The 26,358-nt window shown below is 63.6% G+C and carries 20 protein-coding genes and 1 other RNA gene; 6 read left to right on the top strand and 15 right to left on the bottom strand.

Going from position 1 to position 26,358, the window contains the following annotated elements; all coding sequences use genetic code 11:
* Positions 1 to 56: 56 nt before the first annotated feature.
* Both dnaX and ACK2VC_RS14395 read right to left on the bottom strand, forming a co-directional pair.
* Positions 57 to 1,964, bottom strand: coding sequence for a DNA polymerase III subunit gamma/tau (gene dnaX / locus ACK2VC_RS14400; RefSeq protein ID WP_486731071.1), 1,908 nt, complete (start codon positions 1,962 to 1,964; stop codon positions 57 to 59).
* Positions 1,965 to 2,062: 98 nt separating this feature from the next.
* A complete protein-coding gene (locus tag ACK2VC_RS14395) occupies positions 2,063 to 2,686 on the bottom strand; it encodes a TetR/AcrR family transcriptional regulator (RefSeq protein WP_486731070.1) in 624 nt (207 codons plus the stop codon).
* A gap of 117 nt (positions 2,687 to 2,803) precedes the next feature.
* On the opposite strand from ACK2VC_RS14395, the gene ACK2VC_RS14390 reads away from it, so the two are divergent.
* Positions 2,804 to 4,453 carry an isovaleryl-CoA dehydrogenase gene (locus ACK2VC_RS14390; RefSeq protein WP_486731069.1) on the top strand — a complete coding sequence of 550 codons (1,650 nt, stop codon included), beginning with the start codon at positions 2,804 to 2,806 and terminating at the stop codon, positions 4,451 to 4,453.
* Positions 4,454 to 4,518: 65 nt separating this feature from the next.
* On the opposite strand, the gene ACK2VC_RS14385 is transcribed toward ACK2VC_RS14390, so the two are convergent.
* Complete coding sequence (locus ACK2VC_RS14385) at positions 4,519 to 5,382, bottom strand: DUF2182 domain-containing protein (protein ID WP_486731068.1); 864 nt, start codon at positions 5,380 to 5,382, stop codon at positions 4,519 to 4,521.
* Positions 5,354 to 5,980 (bottom strand): DUF1326 domain-containing protein, encoded by a 627-nt coding sequence (locus tag ACK2VC_RS14380; RefSeq protein WP_486731067.1) that lies wholly within the window; start codon positions 5,978 to 5,980, stop codon positions 5,354 to 5,356. Before ACK2VC_RS14380 ends, ACK2VC_RS14385 begins: the two co-directional genes overlap by 29 nt.
* A gap of 285 nt (positions 5,981 to 6,265) precedes the next feature.
* Here ACK2VC_RS14380 and ACK2VC_RS14375 point away from each other — a divergent pair, with 285 nt between their 5' ends.
* Positions 6,266 to 7,129 carry a patatin-like phospholipase family protein gene (locus tag ACK2VC_RS14375; RefSeq protein WP_486731066.1) on the top strand — a complete coding sequence of 288 codons (864 nt, stop codon included), beginning with the start codon at positions 6,266 to 6,268 and terminating at the stop codon, positions 7,127 to 7,129.
* Positions 7,130 to 7,147: 18 nt separating this feature from the next.
* On the opposite strand, the gene ACK2VC_RS14370 is transcribed toward ACK2VC_RS14375, so the two are convergent.
* Genes ACK2VC_RS14370 through ACK2VC_RS14355 form a run of 4 tightly spaced genes read right to left on the bottom strand, consistent with a single transcriptional unit; the run spans position 7,148 to position 12,975 of the window.
* Positions 7,148 to 7,777 carry a LysE family translocator gene (locus ACK2VC_RS14370; RefSeq protein WP_486731065.1) on the bottom strand — a complete coding sequence of 210 codons (630 nt, stop codon included), beginning with the start codon at positions 7,775 to 7,777 and terminating at the stop codon, positions 7,148 to 7,150.
* A gap of 60 nt (positions 7,778 to 7,837) precedes the next feature.
* Positions 7,838 to 8,773, bottom strand: a complete 936-nt coding sequence (locus ACK2VC_RS14365) for a DMT family transporter (RefSeq protein ID WP_486731064.1) — start codon at positions 8,771 to 8,773, stop codon at positions 7,838 to 7,840.
* A gap of 58 nt (positions 8,774 to 8,831) precedes the next feature.
* Positions 8,832 to 11,912 carry an efflux RND transporter permease subunit gene (locus ACK2VC_RS14360; protein ID WP_486731063.1) on the bottom strand — a complete coding sequence of 1,027 codons (3,081 nt, stop codon included), beginning with the start codon at positions 11,910 to 11,912 and terminating at the stop codon, positions 8,832 to 8,834.
* A gap of 10 nt (positions 11,913 to 11,922) precedes the next feature.
* Positions 11,923 to 12,975, bottom strand: a complete 1,053-nt coding sequence (locus ACK2VC_RS14355; RefSeq protein ID WP_486731062.1) for an efflux RND transporter periplasmic adaptor subunit — start codon at positions 12,973 to 12,975, stop codon at positions 11,923 to 11,925.
* Between the two features lie 6 nt (positions 12,976 to 12,981).
* Between ACK2VC_RS14355 and ACK2VC_RS14350 the strand changes: the two genes are divergently transcribed.
* Positions 12,982 to 13,167, top strand: a complete 186-nt coding sequence (locus tag ACK2VC_RS14350; protein WP_486731061.1) for a hypothetical protein — start codon at positions 12,982 to 12,984, stop codon at positions 13,165 to 13,167.
* 155 nt (positions 13,168 to 13,322) lie between these two features.
* On the opposite strand, the gene ffs is transcribed toward ACK2VC_RS14350, so the two are convergent.
* Positions 13,323 to 13,421: signal recognition particle sRNA small type (gene ffs / locus ACK2VC_RS14345), an RNA gene on the bottom strand.
* Positions 13,422 to 13,735: 314 nt separating this feature from the next.
* Here ffs and ACK2VC_RS14340 point away from each other — a divergent pair.
* Positions 13,736 to 15,334 carry a methyl-accepting chemotaxis protein gene (locus ACK2VC_RS14340; protein WP_486731060.1) on the top strand — a complete coding sequence of 533 codons (1,599 nt, stop codon included), beginning with the start codon at positions 13,736 to 13,738 and terminating at the stop codon, positions 15,332 to 15,334.
* A gap of 122 nt (positions 15,335 to 15,456) precedes the next feature.
* Complete coding sequence (locus ACK2VC_RS14335; protein WP_486731059.1) at positions 15,457 to 19,179, top strand: bifunctional diguanylate cyclase/phosphodiesterase; 3,723 nt, start codon at positions 15,457 to 15,459, stop codon at positions 19,177 to 19,179.
* 82 nt (positions 19,180 to 19,261) lie between these two features.
* Here the strand turns inward: ACK2VC_RS14335 and ACK2VC_RS14330 are convergent, their stop codons facing one another.
* On the bottom strand, positions 19,262 to 19,639 hold the full coding sequence (locus ACK2VC_RS14330) for a YidH family protein (RefSeq protein WP_486731058.1): 378 nt from the start codon (positions 19,637 to 19,639) through the stop codon (positions 19,262 to 19,264).
* 54 nt (positions 19,640 to 19,693) lie between these two features.
* Positions 19,694 to 21,178, bottom strand: a complete 1,485-nt coding sequence (gene ubiD / locus ACK2VC_RS14325; protein WP_486731057.1) for a 4-hydroxy-3-polyprenylbenzoate decarboxylase — start codon at positions 21,176 to 21,178, stop codon at positions 19,694 to 19,696.
* 457 nt (positions 21,179 to 21,635) lie between these two features.
* Between ubiD and ACK2VC_RS14320 the strand changes: the two genes are divergently transcribed.
* On the top strand, positions 21,636 to 22,583 hold the full coding sequence (locus ACK2VC_RS14320) for a lytic transglycosylase domain-containing protein (RefSeq protein ID WP_486731056.1): 948 nt from the start codon (positions 21,636 to 21,638) through the stop codon (positions 22,581 to 22,583).
* A gap of 92 nt (positions 22,584 to 22,675) precedes the next feature.
* Here the strand turns inward: ACK2VC_RS14320 and ACK2VC_RS14315 are convergent, their stop codons facing one another.
* The 4 genes from ACK2VC_RS14315 to ribBA all read right to left on the bottom strand — a co-directional run bounded on the left by ACK2VC_RS14315 (position 22,676) and on the right by ribBA (position 26,253).
* Positions 22,676 to 23,848, bottom strand: coding sequence for a pyridoxal phosphate-dependent aminotransferase (locus ACK2VC_RS14315; RefSeq protein WP_486731055.1), 1,173 nt, complete (start codon positions 23,846 to 23,848; stop codon positions 22,676 to 22,678).
* A gap of 217 nt (positions 23,849 to 24,065) precedes the next feature.
* Positions 24,066 to 24,533: a transcription antitermination factor NusB gene (gene nusB, locus ACK2VC_RS14310; protein WP_486731054.1), complete on the bottom strand. Its 468-nt coding sequence runs from the start codon at positions 24,531 to 24,533 to the stop codon at positions 24,066 to 24,068.
* Positions 24,534 to 24,574: 41 nt separating this feature from the next.
* Positions 24,575 to 25,072, bottom strand: a complete 498-nt coding sequence (ribH, locus tag ACK2VC_RS14305; RefSeq protein WP_486731053.1) for a 6,7-dimethyl-8-ribityllumazine synthase — start codon at positions 25,070 to 25,072, stop codon at positions 24,575 to 24,577.
* 65 nt (positions 25,073 to 25,137) lie between these two features.
* Positions 25,138 to 26,253, bottom strand: a complete 1,116-nt coding sequence (gene ribBA / locus ACK2VC_RS14300) for a bifunctional 3,4-dihydroxy-2-butanone-4-phosphate synthase/GTP cyclohydrolase II (protein WP_486731052.1) — start codon at positions 26,251 to 26,253, stop codon at positions 25,138 to 25,140.
* Between the last annotated feature and the right edge of the window lie 105 nt (positions 26,254 to 26,358).

Raw genomic sequence — 26,358 nt, 5'->3', positions numbered from 1 at the left:
ATGGGTAAAACTGGTTTGGTCAGAATCGGCTTGGCCGTACTCTGTCCCGCAATTGCTCAAACTGGTCTGATCGACCCCGGCACGATGGTGGCGCCGAATTCGCGCATCACGGTCTGCACGAACGGATCGTTCTGTATGGATCGTTCCGCTTCGCGCTGCCGTAGCTCGCGCTCGGCCACAGCCTGCGCGTTGGCGGTATGTTGCACCGTTCCGGTTTCGGTGGTGACGCGCACGGTCTGACCGAAATGGTCGGACAAGGCCGCCTCCAGCTTGCCGGCGCTGCCGCCCGAAAGCAGCGTCTCGAGCGGAATGCGCAAATGGCAATGGACCTTGTTGCCGCCCTCGCGCTGCATCGTCAGTAATTCGCTTTGTTGGGCCAATTGCTGCGCCACTCCGCGTAACGGCAGGCTGGAAGCCAATGCCGGCCAGTTGCCGTCCCATTCGAACGGCGGCGCGGCCGCCGCCATTGGCTCCACGCGAGCCGGCCCATCCTCTTCCCACGGCGGACTCGCGGCGGCAAACGGTGCCGGCATTTGCCGTATGGCCGGCGCTATGACTGGTGCTTCAGTTTTTTTTTGAACGACGGCCGGTTCCGGTGCCGGTTCGGCAGCCGGCCGCGCGGCTGGTGGATCTTCTTCCCACGGCGGGTTAGCGGCGGTACGGCCGACCGCTTCCGCCGCCGGCGGCGGTGTCGGCACGGTTTTGGCGCCGCCGCGCGCTGCTTCCAGCGCGGCGCGCGCCGGGCTCATCGCGCGGGCCGCCGGCACGCTGGCATTGGCCGCCTGGGGCGCCGCATTCACGCGGGCGGCGGCCGGCACCGCAGCCGCAACGGCGCCGCCCGCTGGCAGCCCGGGCCCGGCATCGGTTGCAGGACGGAAGGCCAACATGCGCAGCAGCGTCATCGAAAAACCGGCGTACTCGTCCGGTGCCAACCCCAGTTCATTGCGGCCATGCACGACGATCTGGTAGTACAACTGCACTTCCTCGGCGTCGAACAGGCCGGCCAGGCGCAGCACGTCTTCGCGCTCCGGCAGGTCATCCGGCAGCGCCGCCGGCACCGTCTGCGCCAGCGCGATCCGATGCAGCAGCGTGCCCAGATCCTGCAACGCGGCGCTGTATGACAGGCTGCGCGCAGCCATGTCGTCGGCCACCGCCAGCAGGCCGGCGCCATCGTTCGCCGCCAGCGCATCCAGCACGCGCACCAGATACGACTGGTCGAGCGCGCCCAGCATGCCCTGCACCGCTTCCAGCGTCACCTTGCCGGCCGCGTAGGCGATCGCCTGGTCGGTCAGCGACAAGGCGTCGCGCATCGAGCCGTGCGCGCCCTGTGCCAGCAAGCGCAAGGCGGGTGCCTCGAATTCGATGCCCTCCTGGCCCAGGATGTTGTCGAGGTGATCGACGATATGGCCGGGCGGCATCTGCTTCAGGTTGAACTGCAGGCAGCGCGACAGCACCGTGACCGGAATTTTTTGCGGATCGGTGGTGGCGAGGATGAACTTGACGTGTTCCGGCGGCTCTTCCAGCGTCTTCAGCATCGCGTTGAAGGCGTGGCTGGAGAGCATGTGCACTTCGTCGATCATGTAGACCTTGAAGCGCGCATTCGACGGCGCGTACACCGCCTGCTCCAGCAATTGCGCCATCTCGTCGACGCCGCGGTTGGAGGCCGCGTCCATCTCGATGTAATCGACGAAGCGGCCGGCGTCGATCGCCACGCAGGCGTCGCACACGCCGCACGGCCGCGCGGTGATATCGCCATTGCCGTCGGCGCCGGTACAGTTCAGCGACTTCGCCAGGATGCGCGAGAGCGTGGTCTTGCCGACTCCGCGCGTACCGGTAAACAGCCAGGCGTGGTGCAGGCGCCGTTGCTCGAGCGCATGCGTCAAGGCCCGCACGACGTGTTCCTGGCCGACGAGCGTCTCGAAATTTCTGGGGCGATATTTGCGAGCGAGAACCTGGTAGGACATGGCATGGAGTAATGGAAGTATCTGCCGCATTTTACCCGACGGCGAGGACCTGCCCGCCGCAGTTTTCCTTTATTCGGTGGCCGCCGCGCGAATGCCGATCAGGCGCGGCCGGCGGCATCCAGATAGCCATGCACCAGCGCCCCGAGCTGGCGCCGGAATTCGGCGCCGGCCACCACCTGCGGCCGGCACAGCAGGGTCTGATATAACAAGCCATACACCGCCGCATGCACGGTATAGGCGGTTTCGCCGGACGGCAACGCCGCCGACGGCGCCGCTGCTTGCAATATCTGCTGCCAGATGTCGACGAACTGCGCATACAGGCTGCGATACGCGTCGGCGTCGGAAATCTGGCGCTCCAGTTCGATCAGCAGCGACCACTGCTGCGCCTGCGCCGCATGCATTTCGATCAACAGGTCGAGCACCGCATCGACCACTTGCGCCAGCGGCTGTCCGCGCAGCGTTGCCGCGCAAGCCAGCATCTGCGCGCCAACGCCCTTGAAACGCTGACGAATGCAATTGGCGGCGATCGAGCGCTTGCCGGGAAAATGCTCATACACCGTGCCCAGGCCGACCCCGGCGACGGCGGCGATCTCGCGCATCGTCAGCCGGGCGTAGCCCTTTTCCTGCAAAAGCCGAACAAACGCCTCCAGGATCGCATTCTGGGTGGCGATCGATCGGGACTGAACCGGCTTCCGGCGTGGCTTTAACGCGGCATGGTTCAACTTTTTCTCCACCGGCCAAAGACGAACACCCGGCTCCGGTGCCGGGGCTATGATGGACCGTGCATCGGCATGCGCGACTGCCCGCGCATGCAGCCGAATCATACAAGGAGATCGACCATGCAATGGCCCACCCACGAAGTCACCAACCAGGTACCGGAACTCGACGCCTACAATATGTTTACCACCGACGTCGCGCTGGCCGATGGCGTGCGGCGCGAACAGGCCGGCTGGCACGAACCGGAGCTGATCCGCTTCGGCGCCGAACTGGGGCGCACGGAAGTGCTGCGGCTGGGTGAATTGGCAAACCGCCATTTGCCGGAACTGGTCACGCATGACCGTCTCGGCAATCGCCTGGATGCGATCGAATTCCATCCGAGTTGGCATGAAATCCTCGGCATGGTGCGGCGCGAGGCGCTGCACGCGCTGCCCTGGATGCAACCGCAAGCGGGCGCCCAGGTGGCGCGTGCCGCCGCCTATTTCCTGCAGACCCAGGTGGAAACCGGCTCGCTGTGCCCGACCACCATGACCTTCGCCGCGATTCCGGTCCTGCAACAAGAGCCGGCCCTGTTCGCAAGCTTGAAGGACAAGCTGTTCTCACGCCAGCACGACCCGCGCGACCTGCCGCTGGAACAGAAGCACTCGATCATGATCGGCATGGGGATGACCGAAAAACAGGGCGGCTCGGATGTGCGCACCAACACCAGCGTGGCGCGGCCGCTTGGCAGCGGTCGGGGGCGCGGGGCCGAATACCTGCTGACCGGTCACAAATGGTTTTTCTCGGCGCCGATGTGCGACGCCCATCTGATCCTGGCGCGCAGCGAGGGCGGCCTGTCGTGCTTCTTCGTGCCGCGCTGGCGCCCGGACGGCAGCAAAAACGCGATCCTGATCCAGCGTCTGAAAGACAAGCTTGGCAACCGCTCCAACTCCAGCAGCGAAGTCGAATTCTTCGACGCCTATGGCCTCATGATCGGCGAGGAAGGTCGCGGCATCCCGACCATCATCGAGATGGCGAACTACACCCGGCTTGATTGCGTGATCGGCAGCGCCGGCATCATGCGCGCCGCCTTCGTTCAGGCCGCGCACCACGCCCGCCATCGGGTCGCCTTCGGCAAGCAGTTGGCCGAGCAGCCGCTGATGCAAAACGTGCTGGCCGACCTGGCGCTGGAATCCGAAGCGGCGACGCTGCTGATGCTGCGCCTGGCGCGTGCGGTGGAGGCGCCGCAAGACCCGCTGGAACGTGCCTGGCGCCGCATCGTGACGCCGGCGGCCAAGTTCTGGATTTGCAAGCGGGCGCTGGAATTCACCGGCGAGTGCATGGAAGTCTGGGGCGGAAACGGCTACGTCGAAACCGGGCCGATGGCGCGCCTGTATCGCGAGGCGCCGGTGAATTCGATCTGGGAAGGCTCCGGCAATGTCATGTGCCTGGACGTGCTGCGCGCGGTGGAACGCGAACCGGAAGGCTTCGCGCTGCTGCTGGAGCGGCTGGAAAAGGATACCGCCGGCCATGCCGGCCTGCGGCAACTGGTACAGGACGTCCGGCGCGACTTCGGCGCAGCGCCGGAACAGCGCGAAATGCCGGCGCGCCGGCTGGCGCAGCGGCTGGTGCTGGCGGTGCAAGGCAGCCTGATGCTGCAACAGGCGCCAAGCGCGATCGCCGAGGCATTCATCGGCAGCCGGATCGACGCCGAATGCGGACGTGTCTATGGAACGCTTTCCGCAGAAACCTTGCAACGGCAAATTCTTGATCGTGCATGGCCGAATCAATAGCTGAATCAGGCGGGGCGTTCTTCGCACACCAAAGGTCAACCCAAGGCGGGGCACCTGAGACGACTTTAAGGAGCGAAGAATGCCCATTGCGCGCCGGCGAGGAACAGGATACCGGCGATCATCATTACCACGCCCGCCACGCGGGCAACCACGGCGCCTACTGGCCCGAGCTTTTCCAGAAGCACGAACAACGTCAACCCGGCCACCCAAACAAGATTCATCACGCCGACGACGAACAGGATGCCCATCAACGCCCAGCAGCAGCCGAGACAATAGGCGCCATGCCGCATTCCCATTTCCAGCGCACCAAGCTTGCCGTCGCGCCAACGCGCCAGCAGAAACCCGAGCGGACTTTGGCAGCGCATCAGGCAGGCGCGTTTGAGCGGCGTCAGTTGGTACACGCCGACCGCGATCAGAATCGCACTGGCCACCCGCGAACTTGACATCGCCGTCACCGGCGACAGCAGTCCCGCATGGTGCAAGGCCCACTGTGCAAGCGTGGCGCACACACTAAAACCGACCCATACGGCCAGGTAGCCAAATCCGAAAAACAGCACGGGCAGCGGCAGGCGCGGTCCGCCCCGCCGGGCCTGTGCTCCGGCGAACACCAGCATCACCGGCACTGCCGAGGGCACCATCATGCCGACCATCATGGCGACCCACATGGCGAATACGATCAGGACATCAATCGCAGCCCATGGCCTATCCATCGACATATCCGTTCCAGCCATCATCGCGTCCTGTCCCATGGCCGAGGGTATTTGTTGGTCGAGATAAAGAAAGCAGGCCCATGCCAGGGCCGTGATCGCGATCAGGGCGCTCCAGATAGTGACGCGATCGCAGCTGCCCAGTCCGGCAAGCGGCGCCACCCGCGTGGACACGCCGGAACCGCTCGCCGGTCTAGGCGCTTTGCCAGGAAAACGGCGCATATTGTCCGTTGTTCTTGCCACTGGCGTCATCCCAGTTGAATCCCAGCGCGTGGATATGGCTGCGCGAGGCGCGGGCCAGCGCGAAGCGGTCGGCAGCCGGATGGCCGGTATGCTCGAAATGGAGCGGCTCGGTCTCGTCAGGATTCAGACCCATCGCACCCTCGGCCGCCATGTCGACGCGAGTCGGCGCCGCCACCGACCACTTCGCGCCGGCGCGCTCAAAGCGGATCGGGGCAACATCGACGCCAACGAACGATCCGACCAAACCCGCCAGCGCCGCCATCGGTCCGCCTGCCGCACCGCTGGAAATTGCGGTGATCGCATCGCGCTGCTCGGCACTGGCTTGCTCGTCGACAACGATCCCGACCGACCAATTACCCTTGTCCATCGCTTCCGGCGTCCGCCCGAGAATGATGAAGCCGAGGCCATCGAGCGATACCGCCCCATACTGGCCGCGATCGACCTGAAACGCCATCGCGAAAGCGCACGAACCCTTGCTCGGGGTGACCGCCATCCGTCCCGGTACACAAGGGCAAACGAAGTCGCAATTGCACGTCTCGTAATACTGGCCGCTGACTTTCCAAGCTGGGGTTGCCATGATCCGCCTCCGTGTTCTGCTGGTTGCGTCGCTGCAAATTCCATCGGGACATTACGCTGCCAAAGTTATTCCCCGTTCCGCGTGCACCGGTGAAGGCAAGCGACATGAATTGCCTTACCATTCAAAAATAGAACATTAAACCCGATCACGCCAGGTGAAAATAGGCGCATTCTTGCCTTATCCGAACAGTCACAACAAGTGCTTGATGATGGCGGGCAGCCCGGACCGATTCTTGGACACGCCGGAGTTACTGCTCTAGCCGGGAAACGGAGGAAATTTGCCACGATGAACGATCGCGGGGACAAACCAACGGCACTCGTACTGGCCGGCGGCGGCAGTTTCGGCTCGATCCAGGTCGGCATGCTGCGCGCGCTCGTGGCGCACGGCCTTGCACCCGATTTCGTGATCGGCGCTTCCGTCGGCGCCATCAACGGCGCCTACTTTGCCGGTGCACCGAACGCAAACGGCGTCGCCCGTCTGGAAGCAATTTGGAATGGCCTGCGCCGCCGCACGGTGTTTCCACTGGCCTGGCGCGGCTTGCTGGGCATGCCCGGCCACGGCGGCTTTGCCGTCGATCCCGCAGGATTACGCCGCCTGCTGGAACAATGCCTGCCGTATTCAATGCTTGAGCAGGCCAGTATTCCCTTGTATGTGGTGGCGACCGACTTGCTGCATGGCGGTACGGTGTGCCTGTCGAACGGGCCGGCAGTCGACGCGGTCCTGGCGAGTTGCGCCATTCCCGCCGTATTTCCGCCGGTGCGAATCGACGAGCAATATCTGGTCGACGGTGCAATCGCCAGCAATACGCCAATCAGCGTCGCCATCGAACTCGGCGCGCGGCGCGTCATCGTGCTGCCGACCGGATTCGCCTGCGCGCTCCAGGCGCCGCCGCGCAGCGCAATCGCCAGCGCGCTGCACGCGGTTACCCTGCTGATCGCCCATCAACTGGTGATGGAATTCGAACGCTGTCGGGAACAGGCCGAGATCATCACGGTACCGCCGCTGTGCCCGCTGACGGCGTCACCCTACGATTTTTCGCATGCCGGCGAGTTGATCGAGCGCGCCGCCGAGCAGACCGCGCGCTGGCTCGCTCGCGACGGTCTGGCCCGTCCACAGGTACCATCGGGGCTGCGCACGCACAGCCATTGAGGGCTGCTCGTCCCCGCATCAGCGGGCGGCAATCAAGCGCAGTCCAAGGCCGACGAAGATGGTGCCGGCAATCCGGTCCATCCAGGAGCCGGCGCGCGGATTGCGGCCCAGCCACTGCCCGACCGCGCCCGAGAAGTAGCCGAGCAGGCCGAACAGCAGTACTGCCTGGGCGGTGAAGACCAGTCCGAGTTGTGCCGTCTGCCAGTTCACCGCGCCGCGCTCGACGAGCACGAACTGCGGCAGGAAAGACAGGAAGAACAGCACCACCTTGGGATTGATCGCATTCGCGAACAAGCCCTTCGCAAACAGGCGGCGCAAGGATTCATTCGAGGCCGCCAGTTTTTCCACCTTGGTGGCGCCACTGCTGCGCCAGGCCTGCGCCCCGAGCCAGACCAGGTACAGCCCGCCGCAAATTTTCAACGTAGTGAACGCCAGCGGCGAGGCCGCAATCACGGCGCTGACCCCCAGCGTGGCCAGCAGCGTATGGCTCAGGCAGCCGAGCGCACAGCCGAGGCCAAAGGCGATCCCCTGTTTGCGCCCGCGCGAGATGCCGACACCCAGCACCATCAGGTTGTCCGGCCCGGGTGACGCGGTGATCAGGATGGCGGCCAGCAAGAAGCCAAGAAACTGTTCGGGAGCAAGCAGCACGGGTAACCTCGGCAACCAGAGTTAATCGGATGACTTCATCTTATCGCGCGCCGACCCGCTTCAGACAACCATCGAAATCGGCGCCGCACGCCGGGCCGGCAGGGTTGCCAGCAGCACGCCGGCCAGCGCGATCGCAAACGCCAGAATCTGAATGCCGGAGAGCGTTTCGCCCAGCACCAGTACGCCCACCAGAGCCGCCGAAATCGGCAGCGTCACGGTGAAAACCCCGGCCTGCGCCGCCGGCACGGCTTTCAGCGCGGTCATCCAGAGCCAGACGGTCCAGACGCTGGCGGCCAACGCGTAGAACAGCAACAGCAGCCAGATTTCCGGTTTCACCGCGACGAAATCGAAGCGCAGCGCCAGATAGAGGCCCATCGGCGTCATCAGCGCAAAGCCCCATAGATTGATGATGGCGCTGATCCGTTTGGGAGAGAGCGCGGAAGTCAATTTCTTGCCGATGACCGAATAGAAAGCTTCGCACAACACCGCGGCGATGACCAGAAGATTACCCAGCCACTCGCGGCCGTGCGCCGTGCCCTCCGCCACCGCACCACTCCCCTCCTTCGCGAATGCCAGCAGACCAATCCCGAGCGCGCCGCAGGCGACCGCCGCCCAGACGCGCAAACCGATGCGCTCGCGCAGGAAGACCCAGCTCATCAGCGCCACCACTGCCGGAATCGCCGACATGATGACGCCGGCCGATACCGCGCTGGTCATGCTGACTCCGAAAACCATGCAGATGGTAAACAGGAAGTTGCCGAAGAAGGATTCGAGGAAAACCAGTTTCCTGGTGTGCCACGACATCGGCAGTTCGGCAGCGGGCTTCTTCAGCCAATGCAGCATCGCCACGCCACCGATCCCAAAGCGCAACCACGCCAGCAGAAATACCGGCAAGGCCGCCGCCAGCGGTTTGGACAACGCGACGTAAGAGCCGACCAGCGACATGCTGAGGCCCAGGAAAGCATAGGCCGTCAGGCGGCCCGGGGTATAGCTCATTGGATCCTATAACTAATTTGAATGCATGAATCGGGGTGCCGCCGCAGCCGGATGATGTCTAGCCGGCGGCCGGTTCCGATTCGGACGCGAACTGTAGTGGCCCGGCGCCGGAAAAGCGATCCAGATACACGAAAATCACCGGCGTGATGAACAGCGTGATCACCTGCGACACCAGCATGCCGCCGACCACCGCCAAGCCCAGCGGCTGGCGCAACTCGGCGCCGGCGCCCAGGCCCAGCGCGATCGGCAGCGCGCCCATCGCAGCCGCCAGCGTAGTCATCATGATCGGCCGGAAACGCAGCAGGCAAGCGGTGCGGATCGCCTGTGCCGGGTTCTGGCCCTCGTTGCGCTGCGCATGCAGCGCAAAGTCGATCATCATGATCGCGTTTTTCTTGACGATGCCGATCAGCAGCAGGATGCCGATGGTGGCGATCAGCGTCAACTCGAAGCCGAAAAGATGCAGAGTCAGCAGCGCGCCCACTGCGGCCGACGGTAAGCCGGCCAGGATCGTGATCGGGTGGATGAAGCTTTCGTACAGCACGCCGAGCAGGATGTAGATCACGATCACCGCCAGCACCAGCAAGGCGATCTGGCTCGATTGCGAGGACTGGAACACCGCGGCGTCGCCGGCATACGAAGTAATGATGCTGGGCGGCAAGTTCAGCTCGGCCTTGAATTGCTCGATCTTTTTGGTAGCGTCGCCCAGCGAGGCATCCGGCGCCAGGTTGAAGGAAATCGTCACCGCCTGCAACTGGCCCTGATGGTTGACTGAAACCGGGCCCGCGGTGCGTTCGACGGTTGCCAGCCCCATCAGCGGCACCAGGGCGCCGGTCTTGCTGCGCACATGGATCTTGCTCAAGTCGGCTTCATCCTGCTGGCCCGAGTTGCTGTCCTGCAGAATCACCGAGTAGCTGTTGCTGCTGGTAAAGATGGTCGACACTTCGCGGTCGCCGAAGGCACTGTATAGCGCGGTGCGGATATCGGCCACCTGCACACCGGCGGCATTCGCGCGGTCGCGGTCGATCTCGACTTGCGCCTGCAGGCCGTTCAACTGCGAATCGCTGGTGACATCGCGAAACAGCGGTTCGGCGCGCATCTTGCCCTGCATTTTCTCCGCCCAATCGGTCAACTCGGCAGCGCGCACGCTTTGCAGCACATACTGAAAACGGCTCTTGCTGACGCGCCCGCCCAGACGCAGGTTCTGCACCGGCGTCATGAACACCGCGACGCCCGCCTGGCCGTTCAGCTTCTGCCGCAACTGTTCCAGCACCTTGTCCATCGGCTGGCGCGCGTTGCGCGGCTTGAGACCGACGAACAGGCGGCCGCTGTTGCCGCTGGTGACGCGCGAGGTCACGTCCGACACATTCGGATCGTTCTGGATTATGTCGGCGGTCCGGTTGATGATCTTCACCATGGTCGGGTATGACACATCTTGCGCGCCTTCGACCGTGACACTGATCTGGCCGATATCCTCACTCGGGAAAAAACCTTTCGGAATGGTCACGAACAGCAACACGGTCAAGACAAAAGTCAGGCCGGCAATTGCCAGCACCGTCTTGCCGTGCGCCAGCGCCCAGTCCAGTCCGCGCGCATAGGACGCCAGCACTGACTGGAACATTTTTTCAAACCGGCGCGCCAGCCAGCTTTCGTTTGCACCGGTATCGTGCTTCAGGTAGCGGCTGCACAGCATCGGCACCAGCGTCAGCGACACCACGGCCGAAACCAGGATCGCCAGCGACACCACCGCCGCGAATTCGTGGAACATCAGGCCGATCACGCCCGGCATGAAGAAGATCGGAATGAACACCGCCACCAGAGAGATCGAAATCGAGAGGATGGTGAAGCTGACTTCGCGCGAACCCTTCAGCGCCGCCGCCAGTGGCTCCATGCCCTGCTCGATGTAGCGCACGATGTTTTCCAGCATCACGATGGCATCGTCCACCACCAGGCCGACCGCGATCGTGATTCCGAGCAGCGAGATATTGTCCAGGCTGTAGCCCAGCCAATACATCAGTGCGAAGCAGCCGATCAGCGAAATCGGCAGCGACACCACCGGAATCGCGGTCGCCGACAGCCGTTTCAGAAACAGGAAAATCACCAGCACCACCAGGACGATGGTCAACAGCAGCGTCAGCTTGACGTCGTGGATCGCTTCGCGAATCGAGGTCGAGCGATCATTCAGTTGCTGCACGGTGATCGACTCCGGCATCTGCGCCTTGAATTGCGGCAAGGCCGCCTTTACCGCATCCACCACCGCCACCGTATTCGCATCCGGCTGGCGCTGGATCGCCAGCACGATTGACGGCTCGCCGTTGACCCAACTGCCGCTTTTGACCTGTTCCACGCTGTCTTCGACGTCGGCCACATCGCGCAACCGGGTACTCAAGCCATTGCGACTGTTGATCACCAGGTTACCGAACGCCGCCGCATTCAGCAATTGCCGGTTTGCCTGGATGGTCAGCGTCTGGCGCGGGCCGTCCAGCACCCCCACCGGGCTGTTGGAATTGGCCGCACGCAGCGCACCGGCCAGTTCGTCCAGCGTCATGTTGCGCACCGCCAGTTGGTCCGGCTTCACCTTGATGCGCACCGCATAGCGCCGCTGGCCGTACACCACCACTTGCGCCACGCCGTCGATGGTCGAAATCGACGGCGAAATCAGGTTTTCCGCGTAATCATTCAAATCCGACAGCGACAGCGACGGCGAAGTCAGCGCCACCACCAGCACCGCCGCATCGGCCGGATTGACCTTGCGATAAGCCGGCAAGCTGGTCATTTCCGGCGGCAGGCTACGCTGCGCGCGCAACAATGCCGCCTGCACGTCGACCGCGGCGGCGTCGATGTCGCGGTCGGGCGAAAATTCCAGCGTGATCGAGGTACTGCCAAGGGTGTTGGTGGAACTGATGGTGGCCAGGCCTGCAATCGTCGAAAACTGCTTCTCAAGCGGCGTCGCCACCGACGACGCCATGATTTCCGGACTGGCGCCAGGCAGCGAGCCGGTGACATTGATGACTGGCGTGTTGTAGCTGGGCAGCGCCGCAATCGGCAGCTTGGTATAGGCGAAAAAACCCAGCACCACTACCGCGATCGAAAGCAGCACCGTCATCACCGGACGGCGGATACAAAGTTCGGAAATATTCATTTACGAGGATTTACGAGGCGTTCTGGTTTTGTCCGGCGGCGCCGGCCGCTGCAGCCCGCGCTTCCCGGACCTTGGCGCCCGGGCGCAGGTTTTGCGCGCCTTCGACCACGATGCGGGCACCTGCCTGGAGGCCGGAGACCGCCGCCGCCCCATCGGCGATCGCCAGCACGTCGACCTTTTGCGTCTTCACGGTTTCGTCCGGCTGCACCACGTAGACGAAGGTGTCGGTCGGGCCGGTAATGACGCCCTGTGCCGGGACTGTAATCGCGTTCGCCAGCGTGCGTGATGTCAGGCGCACGCTGACAAAGGTGCCGGGCCAGAGCTTGCGATCGGTATTGGCGAAATGCGCCTTCATCAGGACCGTGCCGCTTTGCGTATCCGCGCTATTGTCGATGAACACCAGCTTGCCGGAGAGCTCGCTGCCGTCGGCCAGTTGCGCGATGATCGGCGCGTCGCCTTGTGGATAGCTGGCCCGGATATGCGTCAACTGGCGTTCCGGCACCGCGAAGCTGACCGCGATCGGGTCCATCTGGACGATCGACAGCATCGGCGCGCCGGCCGGCTGCGCCAGGCTACCGACATGCACGCTGATGGCGCCCAGCCGGCCGCTGATGCTGGCGCGGATCTGGTTGTAGCCGGCGGCGACATTGCTTGCCTGCAGCATGGCCTGATTGGCCTGCAGCGCGCTGCGCAGCGCATCGACCTTGTTGCGCGAACTGTCGACCACCGCTTGCGAGACGAAATTTTTCGCCAGCAATTCCTGGTTGCGCTTGAGCACCTGCTCGGCATCGGCCAGGTCGGCGCGCTGGCTGGCCAGTTGCGCCTGCGCCTTGGCCACGTTCGACTCGTCGGCGCGCGCATCCAGCGTAAACAACAGTTGGCCGGCCTGCACCTCCTGCCCTTCGCGCACGTGCACCGCACGCACCACATTCTGGATCTGTGGCCGCACATCGACATTGTTGATGGCGGAGACCGAGCCGTTCGCCTGCAGCACGATCGGCATCGATTGTTGCTGCGCCAGAGCGGTTTTGACGACTTGCGCCGGCTTGCTCGTTTTCGGCATCGCGCCATGAAGGCGCTCGCGTACGCTGAAAGATACGCCCAGCGCAACGGCCAGGAACACTATTATGAAAAGGAAATGCCGGGATCTCAGACGCATGGCAAAAATCAGGATGGAATGGTGAACCGGGAAGCAGGCGGGACGGGCGCTCGCTGGCTGCTGGAGAGTCTACGCGAATTCCCGCCGATACATTGAATCGCCGTACCGGCAAACAGCATGATATCTGGAAATATTTCTCGATACCGCAAGGATGATTCGGAATCGAAACCGACGCGGGGCTGGAGTTGATCCTGCGCGTCCGCAGCAATGTGACGCAACGCTGAATCGCATCTGAGCAGGAACAACCGGAAGAAGGCGAGCCTTGTCTGCGGCACTTGCGGGAAATGATTGTGGCTGCTTCGTTCCCGACCTGACCAGATTGACCATGCCGCAATGCGCAGGGGCCCGCCGAGGTGAATTGTACCGCATTGGGCCGGCGCGATGCGATTTTCCGGGCCCGCGCGAGCACGGCGTCTGTCCCGGCGCCGGAACGGTGCGACCGCGGCGCATGGCGCCGGCCCAACGCGACTTGTGAATTGGTTGATCCGCATCAAGCAAGAGCTGCCTGGCCGCCCTCTATACTCCAGCCGGCTAGATATTTCCAGGTAGAAATATTCGTTGAAGCCGGCCGCACGTGCCGTTTTCGGAAGGTGCGCCCGCACTGCGCCACCAGTCCCGCCATGCCGGCTGGACATGCCGTTTCACCCCTCTCCGGAGATTGACGATGTCGTTTGCAAACTTAAAGATCGGCCAGCGCCTGGGTGCAGCCTTCGGCATCGTGGTCCTGCTGCTGATCAGCATCACCGGGCTTGGCATCGTGCGGCTGGTCGCCCTGCATCAAAGCGCCGATCTGATCATCAGCGACCGCTATCCGAAGGTCACGCTGGCCAACCATGTGCTGGACGACATCAACCTGATTGCAATCGCCATGCGCAATGCGATGATTCTCGACGATCCGGAAAAGATCAGAGCCGAATTGGCGGTGATTCCGGCGGCGCGCAAAAACATCGACAAAAATCTGGCCCAGCTCGACCAGAAACTGTCCACCGCCAAAGGCCGCGCCATTCTCAAGCGCATCATGGACGGTCTGGCCACCTATCGCGCCGGGCAAAACCAGTTCCTGCAACTGATGGCCGACGGCAAAAAGCCGGAAGCCGGCGCCTTGCTGGTTTCCACCGTGATGCAGGCCCAAACAGAATACATGAACCACATCAAGGACCTGATCAGGCTGGTCGATCAATTGATTGACGAAGAAGGACCGCAAGCGGCGCACGAATATCGCTACGGCGTCGCCATCATGCTGGCGCTGGCGACCGTCGCCTCGCTGCTGGCGATCGGTTTCGCCTATTTCGTCACGCGCAGCATCACGCGGCCGCTGAACCATGCGGTGCGGATCGCCAATACCGTCGCCGCCGGCGATCTCGGCAGCCAGATCGAGGTCGCCTCCAGGGATGAAACCGGGCAGCTGATGCTGGCGCTGAAAAACATGACTCATAGCCTGATGACGATCGTCGGCTCAGTGCACAGCGGTACCGACAGCATCGCCACGGCATCCAATCAGATCGCTGCCGGCAACCTCGATTTATCGGCGCGCACCGAGGCACAGGCCAGCTCGCTGGAAGAAACCGCCTCCTCGATGGGACAATTCACCTCGACCGTCAAGCAGAATGCCGAGCATGCGCTGCAAGCCAGCCAGTTGGCGCTGTCCGCCTCCGGCATCGCCAGCAAGGGCGGGGCGGTGGTCGCCCAGGTGGTCGACACCATGGGCTCGATCAACGCCTCGTCGAAAAAAATCGTCGATATCATCGACGTCATTGACGGTATCGCCTTCCAGACCAATATCCTGGCCTTGAATGCGGCGGTAGAGGCGGCACGCGCTGGCGAGCAAGGGCGCGGCTTTGCCGTGGTCGCGGCCGAGGTGCGGCACCTGGCGCAGCGCTCGGCCGCCGCCGCCAAGGAAATCAAGACTTTGATCGACGATTCGGTAGACAAGGTCGATACCGGCGCCAGGCTGGTCGATGAAGCCGGCGCCACCATGAGCCAGATCGTCGACAGCGTGCGCGGCGTCACCGACATCATGAACGAGATCGCCGCAGCCAGCCGCGAACAGATCGCCGGCATCGAACAGGTGAACCAGGCGATCACGCAGATGGACAGCACCACCCAGCAAAATGCGGCGCTGGTGGAAGAAGCGGCGGCGGCGTCGGGATCGCTGCGGGAGCAGGCCGAGAGACTGCTGCTGCAGGTCAGCGTCTTCAGGCTCGGAGGCACGCCACCTGCGCAGGCGGCGCCAGCCCGTTTCGTTCCGCGACTGCCGGCCTGATGTCCTGAGCGGCCGTGGATGGCGGGGCGCCGTCATTCGCCGTGCGGCGCGTCAAAACTCCTGTGCCGGGGGTACGAATCTCGGTATGATTCGGTCCGCCCAACCAGGAAGACCGAAACTACATGGCGACCACGCAGAACAAATACGACAAGGAACGCTGGCTTTCATTGATGTTCCTGCTGGCCGGCCTGCTGGCCACCGGACTTGCCTGGCAACTCGGCAGCAAGCTGGTACAGCAGGAACAATCGGTGCAACTCGACGCACGCGCCAGGGACGCCGAGCACAGCCTGATGCGGCAGGTCAATGAGTACACCGAGGTCCTGCGCGGTTTCCAGGCCCAGTTCGCCGTCAATCCGCGCCTGCCGCGCCCTGCCTTTCAGCGCTTCGCCGAATCGCTCGGCCTCGAGCAACGCCTGCCCGGCATTCAGGCAATCGGCTTCAGTCCGCGCGTGACGCCGGCCCAGCGCCTGGCATTTTCCTCGACCCTGCAACGTGACTATGCCGACGTGCCGGGAACGGACGTGCCGGCCGTGCATGCGACAGGTTCCGCCAGCGACGCCCTGATGGTGCGCTATATCGAACCATTGGCGAAAAATCTCTCCGGGATCGGTTTTGACCACACCGCGGAGGCCAGGCGGCGCGTGGCGATCGAGCGCGCGCGCGACAGCGGCGAACTGGCAGTCAGCGCACGGGTGCGCTTGTTCGTCGCGCCCGGCAACATCGAAGGCATCGTGTTCTTCCTGCCACTGTATGAAGACGGCCGGATCCCGACCACGCTGGAACAGCGGCGCCAGCGCTTTTCCGGCGTGGTATTTCTGGCAATTCGCGTCGACGACATGCTGCGCAGCGTATTCGGCCCGGAGTTGCTGGACGATCTGGCGCTGCAGATCCGGGACCGGCCGGCAACCGAACTCGGCCAGGCCGCAGCCGGCAGCGGCTGGCACAACCTGATTTTCGACAGCCGCCGCTATCGCACCGCCTCTCCGGTCGAGGCAAATGCACCGGCGCCGGACCCGGCACTGCAGCGGCGGCTTGCGCTGCCGGTAGCCAGCACGGTATGGCAGATGGAGGTCAGCGCACAGCCAAAATTCGCGCGCCAATCGCAATCCTGGCTGCCGCCGGTGGCAGCCTTCGCCGGCGCCTTGCTGAGCCTGCTGGCATTTATGTTCATGCGCACGCTGCGTTATGCGCGCCAGGCAGCCGAGGCGCGCGCGCGCCAGGCCGAGCGGTCGCTTCATTCCAGGGATGAACAACTGGCGCAGATCCTGCAATCGATCGATGAGGTGCTGTGGACCGCCGAATATCCGGGCGGCGCGATCAGCTACGTCAGCCCGGCGGTCGAACGCGTGTATGGCTGGCCGGCGAGCGCCTTTTACCAGAATCCGCGCCTGTGGCTGGAATGCGTGCATCCACAGGATCGCGAACGGGTGCTGGCCTTCGGAGCCGATCTCAGCCGCAGCGGGCGGAACAGCCAGTCGGCGATTCACTACCGCGTCGTGCGGCCTGACGGCGTGGTGCGCTGGCTGCGCTACGCGGTGCGCTTCATCGCCGGCGACGTGCCCGGCAGCGGCCGCATCAACAGCGTCGGCAGCGACGTCACCGACGAATACCTGCTGCAGGAATCGCTGCGGCGCAGCAACCGCGCGCTGCGCGCCATCCATGAATGCGATACCAAGATCGCCGCCGCCGAAGACGAGCAGGCGCTGTTGCAGGCGATCTGCGAAGTGGTGGTCAAGGCCGGCTACCGCATGGCCTGGACCGGCCTGCTGACCCCCGACGGCGGCATTGCCCTGACCAACATCGCCGGCGACAGCCAGGAATATATCGACAGCATCCGGCGCCCGCTGGCCGAAGATCCGGGCCGCCTGCGCACCATCGACGCCGCGCTGAAGAGCGGCCGCCCGGTGGTAGCCAACGACTTCCGCCAGGAAGCGAATCTGCCGTGGCGCGACGAGGCGCTGCGCCATGGCTTCAACGCCAAGGTGGCGCTGCCGCTGGTGCAGGATGAGAGCGTGATCGGCGTCTTCAACGTCTATGCGGCGGAAGCCGATGCCTTCGACGGCGAGGAACTGGCCTTGCTGGAAGGGTTGGCGTACAGCGTGCTGGTGGCGCTGCAGGCCTTGCGCCACCGGGCGGGGCGGGCGACGGCGGAAGCGGCGCTATACCTGCGCCAGCGCGCCATCGAAGCCAGCGCCAACGCGATCGTCATCACCAGCGCGCGCCGGCCCGGCTTTCCGGTCGAGTACGTCAACCCGGCATACGAGCGGATGACCGGCTACAGCGCCGAGGAAATGCTGGGCCGCAGCCTGGCCATCCTGCACCGGGGCGACCGCGACCAGCCGGGGATCGCGGAAATCCGCGCGATCCTGGCCGAGCAGCGCGAAGGCGATGTTACCCTGCGCAATTACCGCAAGGACGGCACGCTGTTCTGGACCAGGCTGTATATCGCGCCGGTGCGCGACGATGCCGGCACCGTTACCCATTTCGTCGCCGCCAAATACGACATCACCGAAACCCGGCGTTACCAGGAACAACTCGAATTCCAGGCCAATCACGATGCGCTGACCGGGCTGCCGAACCGCAATCTGCTGGGCGACCGCCTGGGCCAGGCGATCGCCCAGGCGGCGCGCCTGCAGCATTCGTTCTGGGTCGCGTTCCTCGATCTGGATCACTTCAAGTTCATCAACGACACCCTCGGGCACGGCGCCGGCGATACCCTGCTGCAGGAGATATCGCACCGCCTGCAAGGCGCGCTGCGCGCCAGCGACACGGTGGCGCGCCAGGGCGGCGACGAATTCGTACTGATCCTGCCCGAATGCGACGATCAGTTGGCGAATATCGGAGTCGTGCAACGCATCATGAGCAGCATCGCCGCGCCGCTGCAGATCGGCAACCACCACTTCTATCCGACCTGCAGCATCGGTATCGCGCTCTATCCGGGCGACGGCAGCGACGCCGAGACCCTGATCCGGCATGCGGACGTCGCGATGTACCATGCCAAACAAAACGGGCGCAACAACTTCCAGTTCTTCACCGCCGCGATGAACGAGCGGGCGCTGGATCGGCTGCGGCTGGAAGCCGATTTGCGGCAGGCCCTCGATCGCAATGAACTGCTGCTGCACTACCAGCCGCAAGTCTGCCTGCGCAGCGGACGCGTGATCGGCATGGAAGCGCTGATCCGCTGGAACCATCCGCAACTGGGGATGATTGCGCCCAACCGCTTCATCGGGCTGGCCGAGGAAACCGGCCTGATCGTGCCGATCGGCGAGTGGGTGCTGCGCACTGCCTGTGGCCAGACCCTGGCCTGGCAGCAGGCCGGGCTGGGCGCGCTGCGCATCGCGGTCAATCTGTCGGCGCGCCAGTTTGGCGAGCCCGATCTGGCACCGTCGATCATCGGCATCCTGGCCGAAACCGGGCTGGCCGCGCAGTATCTGGAAATCGAATTGACCGAAAGCATGGTGATGAAGGATGTCGAGCGCAGCATCGGCATCCTGCGCCAGTTGAAGGCAGCCGGTCTGCATTTGTCGATCGATGACTTCGGCACCGGCTATTCCAGCCTGTCCTACCTGAAACGCTTCCCGCTCGACGTGCTGAAGATCGACCAGTCCTTCGTGCGCGACATCACCCAGCATTCGGACGGCGCGGCGATCGTCAGCTCGATCATTTCGCTGGCGCATAGCCTGCGCCTGCAAGTGATTGCCGAAGGGGTGGAAACGGCGGAACAACTGGCCTATCTGCGTCAGAACGACTGCGACCAGATCCAGGGTTATTACTTCAGCAAGCCGCTGGCGGCACCCGCTTTGGAAGAACTGCTGCGGCAGGGAAAGACGCTGGAGCTTGGCTAAGCTCGGTTATTACATACTCCTCGATAAAAATACCGATTTGCGCCGTGAAATCTTCGGTTTTGAGGCATACCCCATGAAGGACCTAGGCGGTGGCGACGAACCAGGCGGCCAAGCCGAGCGCCGTCACTGCCAGCGCCAGATTGATGAACGGACCGAACCAGACCGCGTAGCCGCGCGGGATCTCGGGCGCCGCCAGTTCGCGCACGAAACGGCGGAACTGCAGCGCCGACACCGCCGCCACCGCCGCGCCCAGCAGCAGGAAGATGATGCCGAACAGCAGCGAGGCACGGCCGTGGCCGGACGCCGCGCCGGCGCCGGCGCTGGCCGAGATCATCGCCAGGAATAGTCCGAAGCGTTCGATCACAAAGCCGAGGCCGATCAGGGCGATGGCGGTACGCTGCCACGCCAGCAAGGTGCGCTCGGCGGCAAAGAACACGCGCGGATCATTCAGATACGACATCGGCAAGCCTCCTTCCGCCCATTCCCGGGGCATGCGGGAATGGTGCGAGCGCGCTCAAATTCCCAGCTCCTGCCAGATGCGGTCCACCTTCTGCGTCACTTCGGCGCTCATGGCGATGGTCCTGCCCCACTCGCGGCTGGTTTCGCCGGGCCACTTGTTGGTGGCGTCGATCCCCATCTTGCTGCCCAGGCCGGAAACCGGCGAGGCGAAATCCAGGTAGTCGATCGGCGTGTTTTCCACCAGCGTGGTGTCGCGGCTCGGATCGACGCGGGTGGTGATGGCCCAGATTACTTCCTTCCAGTCGCGGATATTCACGTCTTCATCCACCACCACGATGAACTTGGTATACATGAACTGCCGCAAAAAACTCCAGACCCCGAACATCACACGCTTGGCATGGCCCGGGTAGGATTTTTTCATCTGCACCACCGCCATCCGGTAGCTGCAGCCTTCCGGCGGCAGATAGAAATCGGTGATTTCGGCAAACTGCTTTTGCAGCAGCGGAATGAACACTTCATTCAGCGCCACGCCCAGCACCGCCGGCTCGTCCGGCGGCTTGCCGGTATACGTCGAGTGATAGATGGGTTCGCGCCGCATCGTGATGCGGTCGATCGTGAATACCGGGAACCAGTCCTGCTCGTTGTAATAGCCGGTGTGGTCGCCAAATGGCCCTTCCAGCGCGTGCTGGTAGCCGGACGGATGCGCCGCGTCAGGGTAGATGTGCCCTTCCAGCACGATCTCGGCCGCAGCCGGCACCCGCAATTCGCTGCCGATCGCCTTGGTAACGTGGGTGCGGCTGCCGCGCAGCAAACCGGCAAACTGGTATTCCGACAGGCTGTCCGGCACCGGCGTCACCGCGCCCAGGATGGTGGCCGGATCGGCGCCGAGGGCCACGGCGATCGGAAACGGCTGGCCCGGATGCGCCACGCCATGCTCGCGGAAATCCAGCGCGCCGCCGCGCTGCGCCAGCCAGCGCATGATCACTTTATTGCGGCCGAGCACCTGCTGGCGGTAGATGCCGAGGTTCTGGCGCTTCTTGTGCGGCCCCTTGGTGACCACCAGGCCCCAGGTGATCAACGGCGCGACGTCGCCCGGCCAGCAATGCTGGATCGGCAATTTTGCCAGGTCGACATCGGCGTCCTCCCACACGATTTCCTGGCAGGCAGCGCCGCGCGATTCCTTCGGTGCCATATCCCACAGGGATTTGAGCATGGAACCCAAACCCAGCGCCTCCCTCAAACCTTTAGGCGGTTCCGGTTCCTTCAGTGCCGCCAGCAGGTGGCCGATGCGACGCAATTCGCCGACATCTTCGGCGCCCATGCCAAGCGCCACCCGGCGCGGGGTGCCGAACAGATTGCCAAGCACGGGAATGGTTTGGCCATCCGGGTTGTCGAACATCAATGCCGGTCCGCCGGCACGCAGGGTACGATCACAAATCTCGGTCATCTCCAGATAGGGAGAAACCGGAATGGAAATGTGCTTTAGCTCACCAAATTGTTGCAACTGCGCAAGAAAATCGCGCAAATCCGAATATTTCATGTTTTTTTACGGTTTTTTAGGGGTGAATGCCATTATCGAGAAATTCCCGCCAAGATGTTGATTTCGTTGATTTTTGTTGCAACGCAATAGAATTTTTAAGATATTTAAGTAATGATTTTGTATTTTGTTAGTATTGACTAGGCATAAACAGGTCCCTACAATTCGCGCAACTTGAGCAAACCGGGCCATCCGCCCAGCTCAGCTTTCCATGGGACCGGGGTCCCAACGACATTTTAAGGAGTGTTTTCAAAAGGCGTCAGCCTTGTCCCCCGACCAGTTGTTTGCAGCTGATTGCGCGCCATGGCGGTAGCCTCTCAGGCATCGGCAGACAACTCCGACGTCGACCGCGTGTGTGCCCTGCGGCCGGCGATATTGATTACGGTGCATGCGTTTTTTGCTGTCTGGCCGAGCTGCAGTGGGAGCCGGCGCGCGCACCGCAACGATTCAGGAGGTTCGTATGTTAAACGGAACAATCATGGTGCCGCTGGAACGCACCGAGGGCAGTGCCCGAAATCCCGCCCAGCCGGCATGGAAAATCTTCCTGCGCGACCTGAAAAGCGGCTGCGCCACCATCACCCATCACGCGCTATTGGTACTCGGCGCCTTCGCCATCGGCATTCTGGTGCTGATGTTCATCAAACCGGAACTGGCCGATCACCTCCAGCAGCTCTCCCCCTACAGCAGCGAGGTCGCCGCCGACGCGGAAGCTGACGACGCCACCGACCATTTACCACTGGTTGTCGCCGCCAGCGAGCAGCAACAGGCGCCAACCGCTACGTCGGCGCCCGACAGTAGCGCCAAAACCGCCGCCAGCGCCGATCAGCAGCAACAGCAATGGGTCACGCAATGGCTCTCGCGCCGCTATCGGGTGGCGCAGGATGCCACCAAGATGCTGGTCGCAGCCTCCTACTCGACGGCCCGCGACATGAAGTTCGACCCGCTCCTGATCCTGGCGGTGATGGCGATCGAATCCGGCCTTAATCCATTCGCCGAAAGTCCGATGGGCGCACAGGGATTGATGCAGGTAATGTCGAAAGTGCATCACGAGAAATTCCAGGACCTCGGTGGAGTCAAGGCAGCCTTGAACCCGGTCGCCAACATCAAGGTCGGCGCACTGATCCTGAAGGACTACGTCGCCCGCAGCGGCTCGGTCGAAGGCGGCTTGAAGATGTACGTCGGCGCCGCGGCCTTCGATAGCGATGCCGGCTACGGCTCGAAGGTGCTGGCCGAATACCGCCGCCTGAAGGATGTAGCGGCCGGCAAGAAAGTGCCGACCATCACCACCGCGCGTGCCGCGCCGAAGCCGCGCCCGGCCGCCGGCGATATTCCGGCGGAAGCGGAAAACCGGGCGACGCCGCAACTGCAGCAATCGAAGCTGGGCAACGACCAAATCGCCGCGCTGTAATCGTCATCAGTCCCGGGTCGCCACATCAAAAAGGAGCCAGCGGCTCCTTTTTTGCTTCCTGAACGCATTGTCGCCAGCGCCGAGCGGCCGGCTCACGCCCTGGCGGCGAGGAAATCGCGCAGCCGGCGCACAGCTTCCCGCAGGTTCTCCATCGAGGTCGCATACGAGATGCGCAAATATTGGCGCGCGGTATGCGGGCCGAAATCCAATCCCGGCACCAGCACCACCCCGGCCTGATGCAGGATGTCGATCGAGAAGCGGTCGGCATCGTCCGCCAGCGCACTGCAATCGGCGTACACGTAGAAGGCGCCATCCGGCATCACCGGCACGGCGAAGCCCAGTTCGCGCAAGGCCGGCACCAGGTAATCGCGGCGGCGCCGAAATTCATCCTTGCGCGCTTCGTACAGCGCCAGCGATTCGGGCAAGAAGCAGGCCACGCCGGCATGCTGGGCAATCGCCGAGGCGCAGATGAACAGGTTCTGCGCCAGTTTTTCGATCGGCGCCACCAGCGCTTCCGGCACCACCAGCCAGCCGAGGCGCCAGCCGGTCATGTTGAAATACTTGGAAAAGCTGTTGATGACGATCACGTCGGAGCCCAGGGACAGCGCCGAAAACGGTGCCGCGTCGTAGCTGAGGCCCTGATAGATTTCATCGACGATGGTAAAGCCGCCGCGCTCGCGCACGGTGGCCACGATCCGGCCCAATTCATCGGCCGCGATCGAGGTGCCGGTCGGGTTCGAGGGCGAGGCCAGCAGCACGCCGCGCGTGGCTTCATTCCAGTGCGCACGCACCATTTGATCAGTCAACTGGAAGCGCTGCTCGGGATCGCTGGCGATCATGCGCGCACGACCTTCGAAGGCGGCGACGAAATGGCGGTTGCAGGGGTAGGACGGGTCCGGCATCAGCACTTCCGCACCCGGTTCGACCAGCGCCGCGCAGGCCAGCAGCAACGCGGCCGAGGCGCCAGCGGTCACCACGATGCGGGAAGGCGCGATCTCCAGTCCGTACACCTGCCGGTAATGGTCGGAGATCGCCTGGCGCAACTGCGGCAGGCCGGTGGCCGAGGTGTATTGCATCTTGCCGTCGGCCATCGCCTGGCTGGCGGCGGCCAGTACCGCCGGCGCGGCGGTAAAGTCGGGCTCGCCGATCCCCATGTGGATGATGTGACGGCCCTCGCGTTCAAGGTCGGCGGCCATTTTCGCCAGTTCCATGACATGGAACGGCGCGATGCGGTCGAGGCGGGAGGCGAGCTGAATGGGGTGCATGGCGGAAGGTAGGAAAGGGCCGCACGGCGATTGCCGGCGGCCGGTACTATTCAGGGACGAGAGCGGTGTGCGGTAATCATATACTCTCAATACCAACCATCAATTCCGCAGGAAAAATGGCAGCTTTACTAACATACCCCCGGTTTAAACACCGGGAGCGGAGGCGGTGCAAGATCGCTCGCGTACTGCCCCGCTCCGAGGGCGGAGCCCGCAGCGCCTAGCGCTTGCCCGCCTCCACCTCGACCGGGCGGGCGCCGGCGGCGAACTTGTCCAGCACGCCGTTGACGTACTTGTGGCCATCGACGCCGCCGAACGACTTGGTCAGTTCGACTGCTTCGTTGATTACGACCCGGTATGGAATTTCCAGGTGCTGCCTCAGTTCGAAGGCGCCGATCAACAGCGCCGCGTGCTCGACCGGCGACAGCTGCGCCAGCGGACGGTCGATCAAGGGCGCCAGGCCATCGCGCAAGGCGGCGGCATCGCGGATCGTGCCGTGCAGCAGCGCATCGAAATGCGCGGCGTCGGCCTTGTCAAAGCCGTGCGCCTGGCGGATGTGGGCGTCGATGGCGCCTGCATCTTCATTGTTCAGCAGCCACTGGTACAGGCCCTGCAGCGCGAATTCGCGCGCCCGGTGGCGCGGCGTGCGGTTCTTGCTGGGGTTGGCATGAAGCGTTTTGTTGGTCATGAATTTCTCAAAGGCGAAACGATGCGTGCCGCCGACGGCAGTCAGTCGTCTTCGTCCTCATCCTCGGTAGCGTCGGCCAGTTCTTCCAGCGTGATCGTCAGATTTGCCATTTCGATCGCCACCCGCGCCGCATCGGCGCCCTTTTGCGCCATACGCGCCTCGGCCTGGCCGTCGTTTTCGGTGGTCAGCACCGCATTCGCGATCGGGATGCCGAAATCCAGCCCGACCCGGGTGATGCCGGCGCCGGATTCGTTCGCCACCAGTTCGAAATGGTAGGTCTCGCCGCGAATCACGGCGCCGATCGCGATCAGCGCATCGAATTGCTGGGTATCGGCCATTTTCTGCAGCGCCAGCGGGATTTCCAGCGCCCCCGGCACGGTGACGCGCAGGATGTCTTCATCCGCCACGCCCAGGCGCGTCAGTTCACCCAGGCAGGCGGCCAGCAGGCCGTGGCCGATATCGGCATTGAAGCGCGCCTGCACGATGCCGATGCGCAGGCCCTGTCCATCCAGATTCGTTTCACAGGTTCCAATGGTCATGGCTTTCCTTTATGCGCGGCTGCGCCTGATTAAAAATGCAAATGCTATTCGGACTGCGGAAACGCTTACTGGTTCGGGCTGCTTTGGTAGCCGACCACTTCCAGGTTGAAGCCGGCCATCGACGGCATCTTGCGCGGACTGGCGAGCAGCTTCATCTTGCCCACGCCCAGGTCCTTCAGGATCTGGGCGCCGATGCCATAGGTGCGCAAATCCATCCGGCTGGCGCGCGGACGCGGACGCGCCTCGGGCTCGTCCAGCGCCTGGAACTGGGCAAACAGCTGCTCGGCCGATTCCTCGTCGCAATTCAGCAAGACCACCACGCCGCGCTCGGCAGCCTGGATGGTAGCCATTGCCGCCGCCAGATTCCACGAGTGGGTGGTGGCCTGGGTTTCCAGCAGATCCAGGATCGACACCGGCTGATGCACCCGAACCAGCGTCTCGGTGTCGGCGCTGATGGTGCCGCGCACCAGCGCCAGGTGGGCGCAGCCGCTTGGCGTATCGCGGTAGGCAATCGCCTGGAACGGGCCGTGGATGGTGCGCACGGTGCGCTCGGCGATGCGTTCGACGATGCTTTCGTGCTGGCTGCGGTAATGTATCAGGTCGGCAATCGTACCGATCTTCAAGCCGTGCTCGCGCGCGAATTCCAGCAGATCCGGCAGGCGCGCCATGCTGCCGTCGTCCTTCATGATTTCGCAGATGACGGCGGCTGGCGTCAGGCCGGCCAGTTCGGCAAAATCGCAGCCGGCTTCGGTATGGCCGGCGCGCATCAGCACCCCGCCCTTCTGCGCCTTGATCGGGAATACATGGCCCGGCTGCACGATATCGGAAGGCTTGGCGTTGCGCGCCACCGCGGTTTGCACCGTACGCGCGCGGTCGGCCGCCGAGATGCCGGTGGTCACGCCTTCCGCGGCTTCGATCGATTGCGTGAAATTGGTACCGTAGGCGGTGCCGTTATTGGCCGTCATCAAGCCCAGGTTCAGTTGCCGGCAGCGCTCCTCGGTCAGGGTCAGGCAGATCAGGCCGCGCCCGTAGCGCGCCATGAAATTGATCGCTTCTGGGGTAACGAAATCGGCCGCCAGCACCAGATCGCCTTCGTTTTCGCGATCTTCTTCATCGACCAGGATGACCATGCGGCCAGCGCGCAGTTCGGTGATGATTTCTTGGGTAGTTGCAATAGACATGGTAACGATCCTGAACAGGCTGCCATTCTAATGGATTTCGCTGCTCCAAAGTTTTTCGCAAGGCCAAGGCGACGGGCTGGATGCGCCGGCATCGGGAATATTTAC

Source organism: Herbaspirillum sp. WTB6 (genome assembly GCF_057457785.1).
This window is presented reverse-complemented; position numbering and strand designations above follow the sequence as displayed.

Excerpts from the sequence above, each read along its gene's own strand:
- dnaX (WP_486731071.1), bottom strand. The coding sequence starts at position 1,964 with ATGTCCTACCAGGTTCTCGCTCGCAAATATCGCCCCAGAAATTTCGAG.
- ACK2VC_RS14390 (WP_486731069.1), top strand. The coding sequence starts at position 2,804 with ATGCAATGGCCCACCCACGAAGTCACCAACCAGGTACCGGAACTCGAC.
- ACK2VC_RS14385 (WP_486731068.1), bottom strand. The coding sequence starts at position 5,382 with ATGCGCCGTTTTCCTGGCAAAGCGCCTAGACCGGCGAGCGGTTCCGGC.
- ACK2VC_RS14380 (WP_486731067.1), bottom strand. The coding sequence starts at position 5,980 with ATGGCAACCCCAGCTTGGAAAGTCAGCGGCCAGTATTACGAGACGTGC.
- ACK2VC_RS14375 (WP_486731066.1), top strand. The coding sequence starts at position 6,266 with ATGAACGATCGCGGGGACAAACCAACGGCACTCGTACTGGCCGGCGGC.
- ACK2VC_RS14365 (WP_486731064.1), bottom strand. The coding sequence starts at position 8,773 with ATGAGCTATACCCCGGGCCGCCTGACGGCCTATGCTTTCCTGGGCCTC.
- ACK2VC_RS14360 (WP_486731063.1), bottom strand. The coding sequence starts at position 11,912 with ATGAATATTTCCGAACTTTGTATCCGCCGTCCGGTGATGACGGTGCTG.
- ACK2VC_RS14355 (WP_486731062.1), bottom strand. The coding sequence starts at position 12,975 with ATGCCGAAAACGAGCAAGCCGGCGCAAGTCGTCAAAACCGCTCTGGCG.
- ACK2VC_RS14350 (WP_486731061.1), top strand. The coding sequence starts at position 12,982 with ATGAAGGCGCTCGCGTACGCTGAAAGATACGCCCAGCGCAACGGCCAG.
- ACK2VC_RS14340 (WP_486731060.1), top strand. The coding sequence starts at position 13,736 with ATGTCGTTTGCAAACTTAAAGATCGGCCAGCGCCTGGGTGCAGCCTTC.
- ACK2VC_RS14335 (WP_486731059.1), top strand. The coding sequence starts at position 15,457 with ATGGCGACCACGCAGAACAAATACGACAAGGAACGCTGGCTTTCATTG.
- ACK2VC_RS14330 (WP_486731058.1), bottom strand. The coding sequence starts at position 19,639 with ATGTCGTATCTGAATGATCCGCGCGTGTTCTTTGCCGCCGAGCGCACC.
- ubiD (WP_486731057.1), bottom strand. The coding sequence starts at position 21,178 with ATGAAATATTCGGATTTGCGCGATTTTCTTGCGCAGTTGCAACAATTT.
- ACK2VC_RS14320 (WP_486731056.1), top strand. The coding sequence starts at position 21,636 with ATGTTAAACGGAACAATCATGGTGCCGCTGGAACGCACCGAGGGCAGT.
- ACK2VC_RS14315 (WP_486731055.1), bottom strand. The coding sequence starts at position 23,848 with ATGCACCCCATTCAGCTCGCCTCCCGCCTCGACCGCATCGCGCCGTTC.
- nusB (WP_486731054.1), bottom strand. The coding sequence starts at position 24,533 with ATGACCAACAAAACGCTTCATGCCAACCCCAGCAAGAACCGCACGCCG.
- ribH (WP_486731053.1), bottom strand. The coding sequence starts at position 25,072 with ATGACCATTGGAACCTGTGAAACGAATCTGGATGGACAGGGCCTGCGC.
- ribBA (WP_486731052.1), bottom strand. The coding sequence starts at position 26,253 with ATGTCTATTGCAACTACCCAAGAAATCATCACCGAACTGCGCGCTGGC.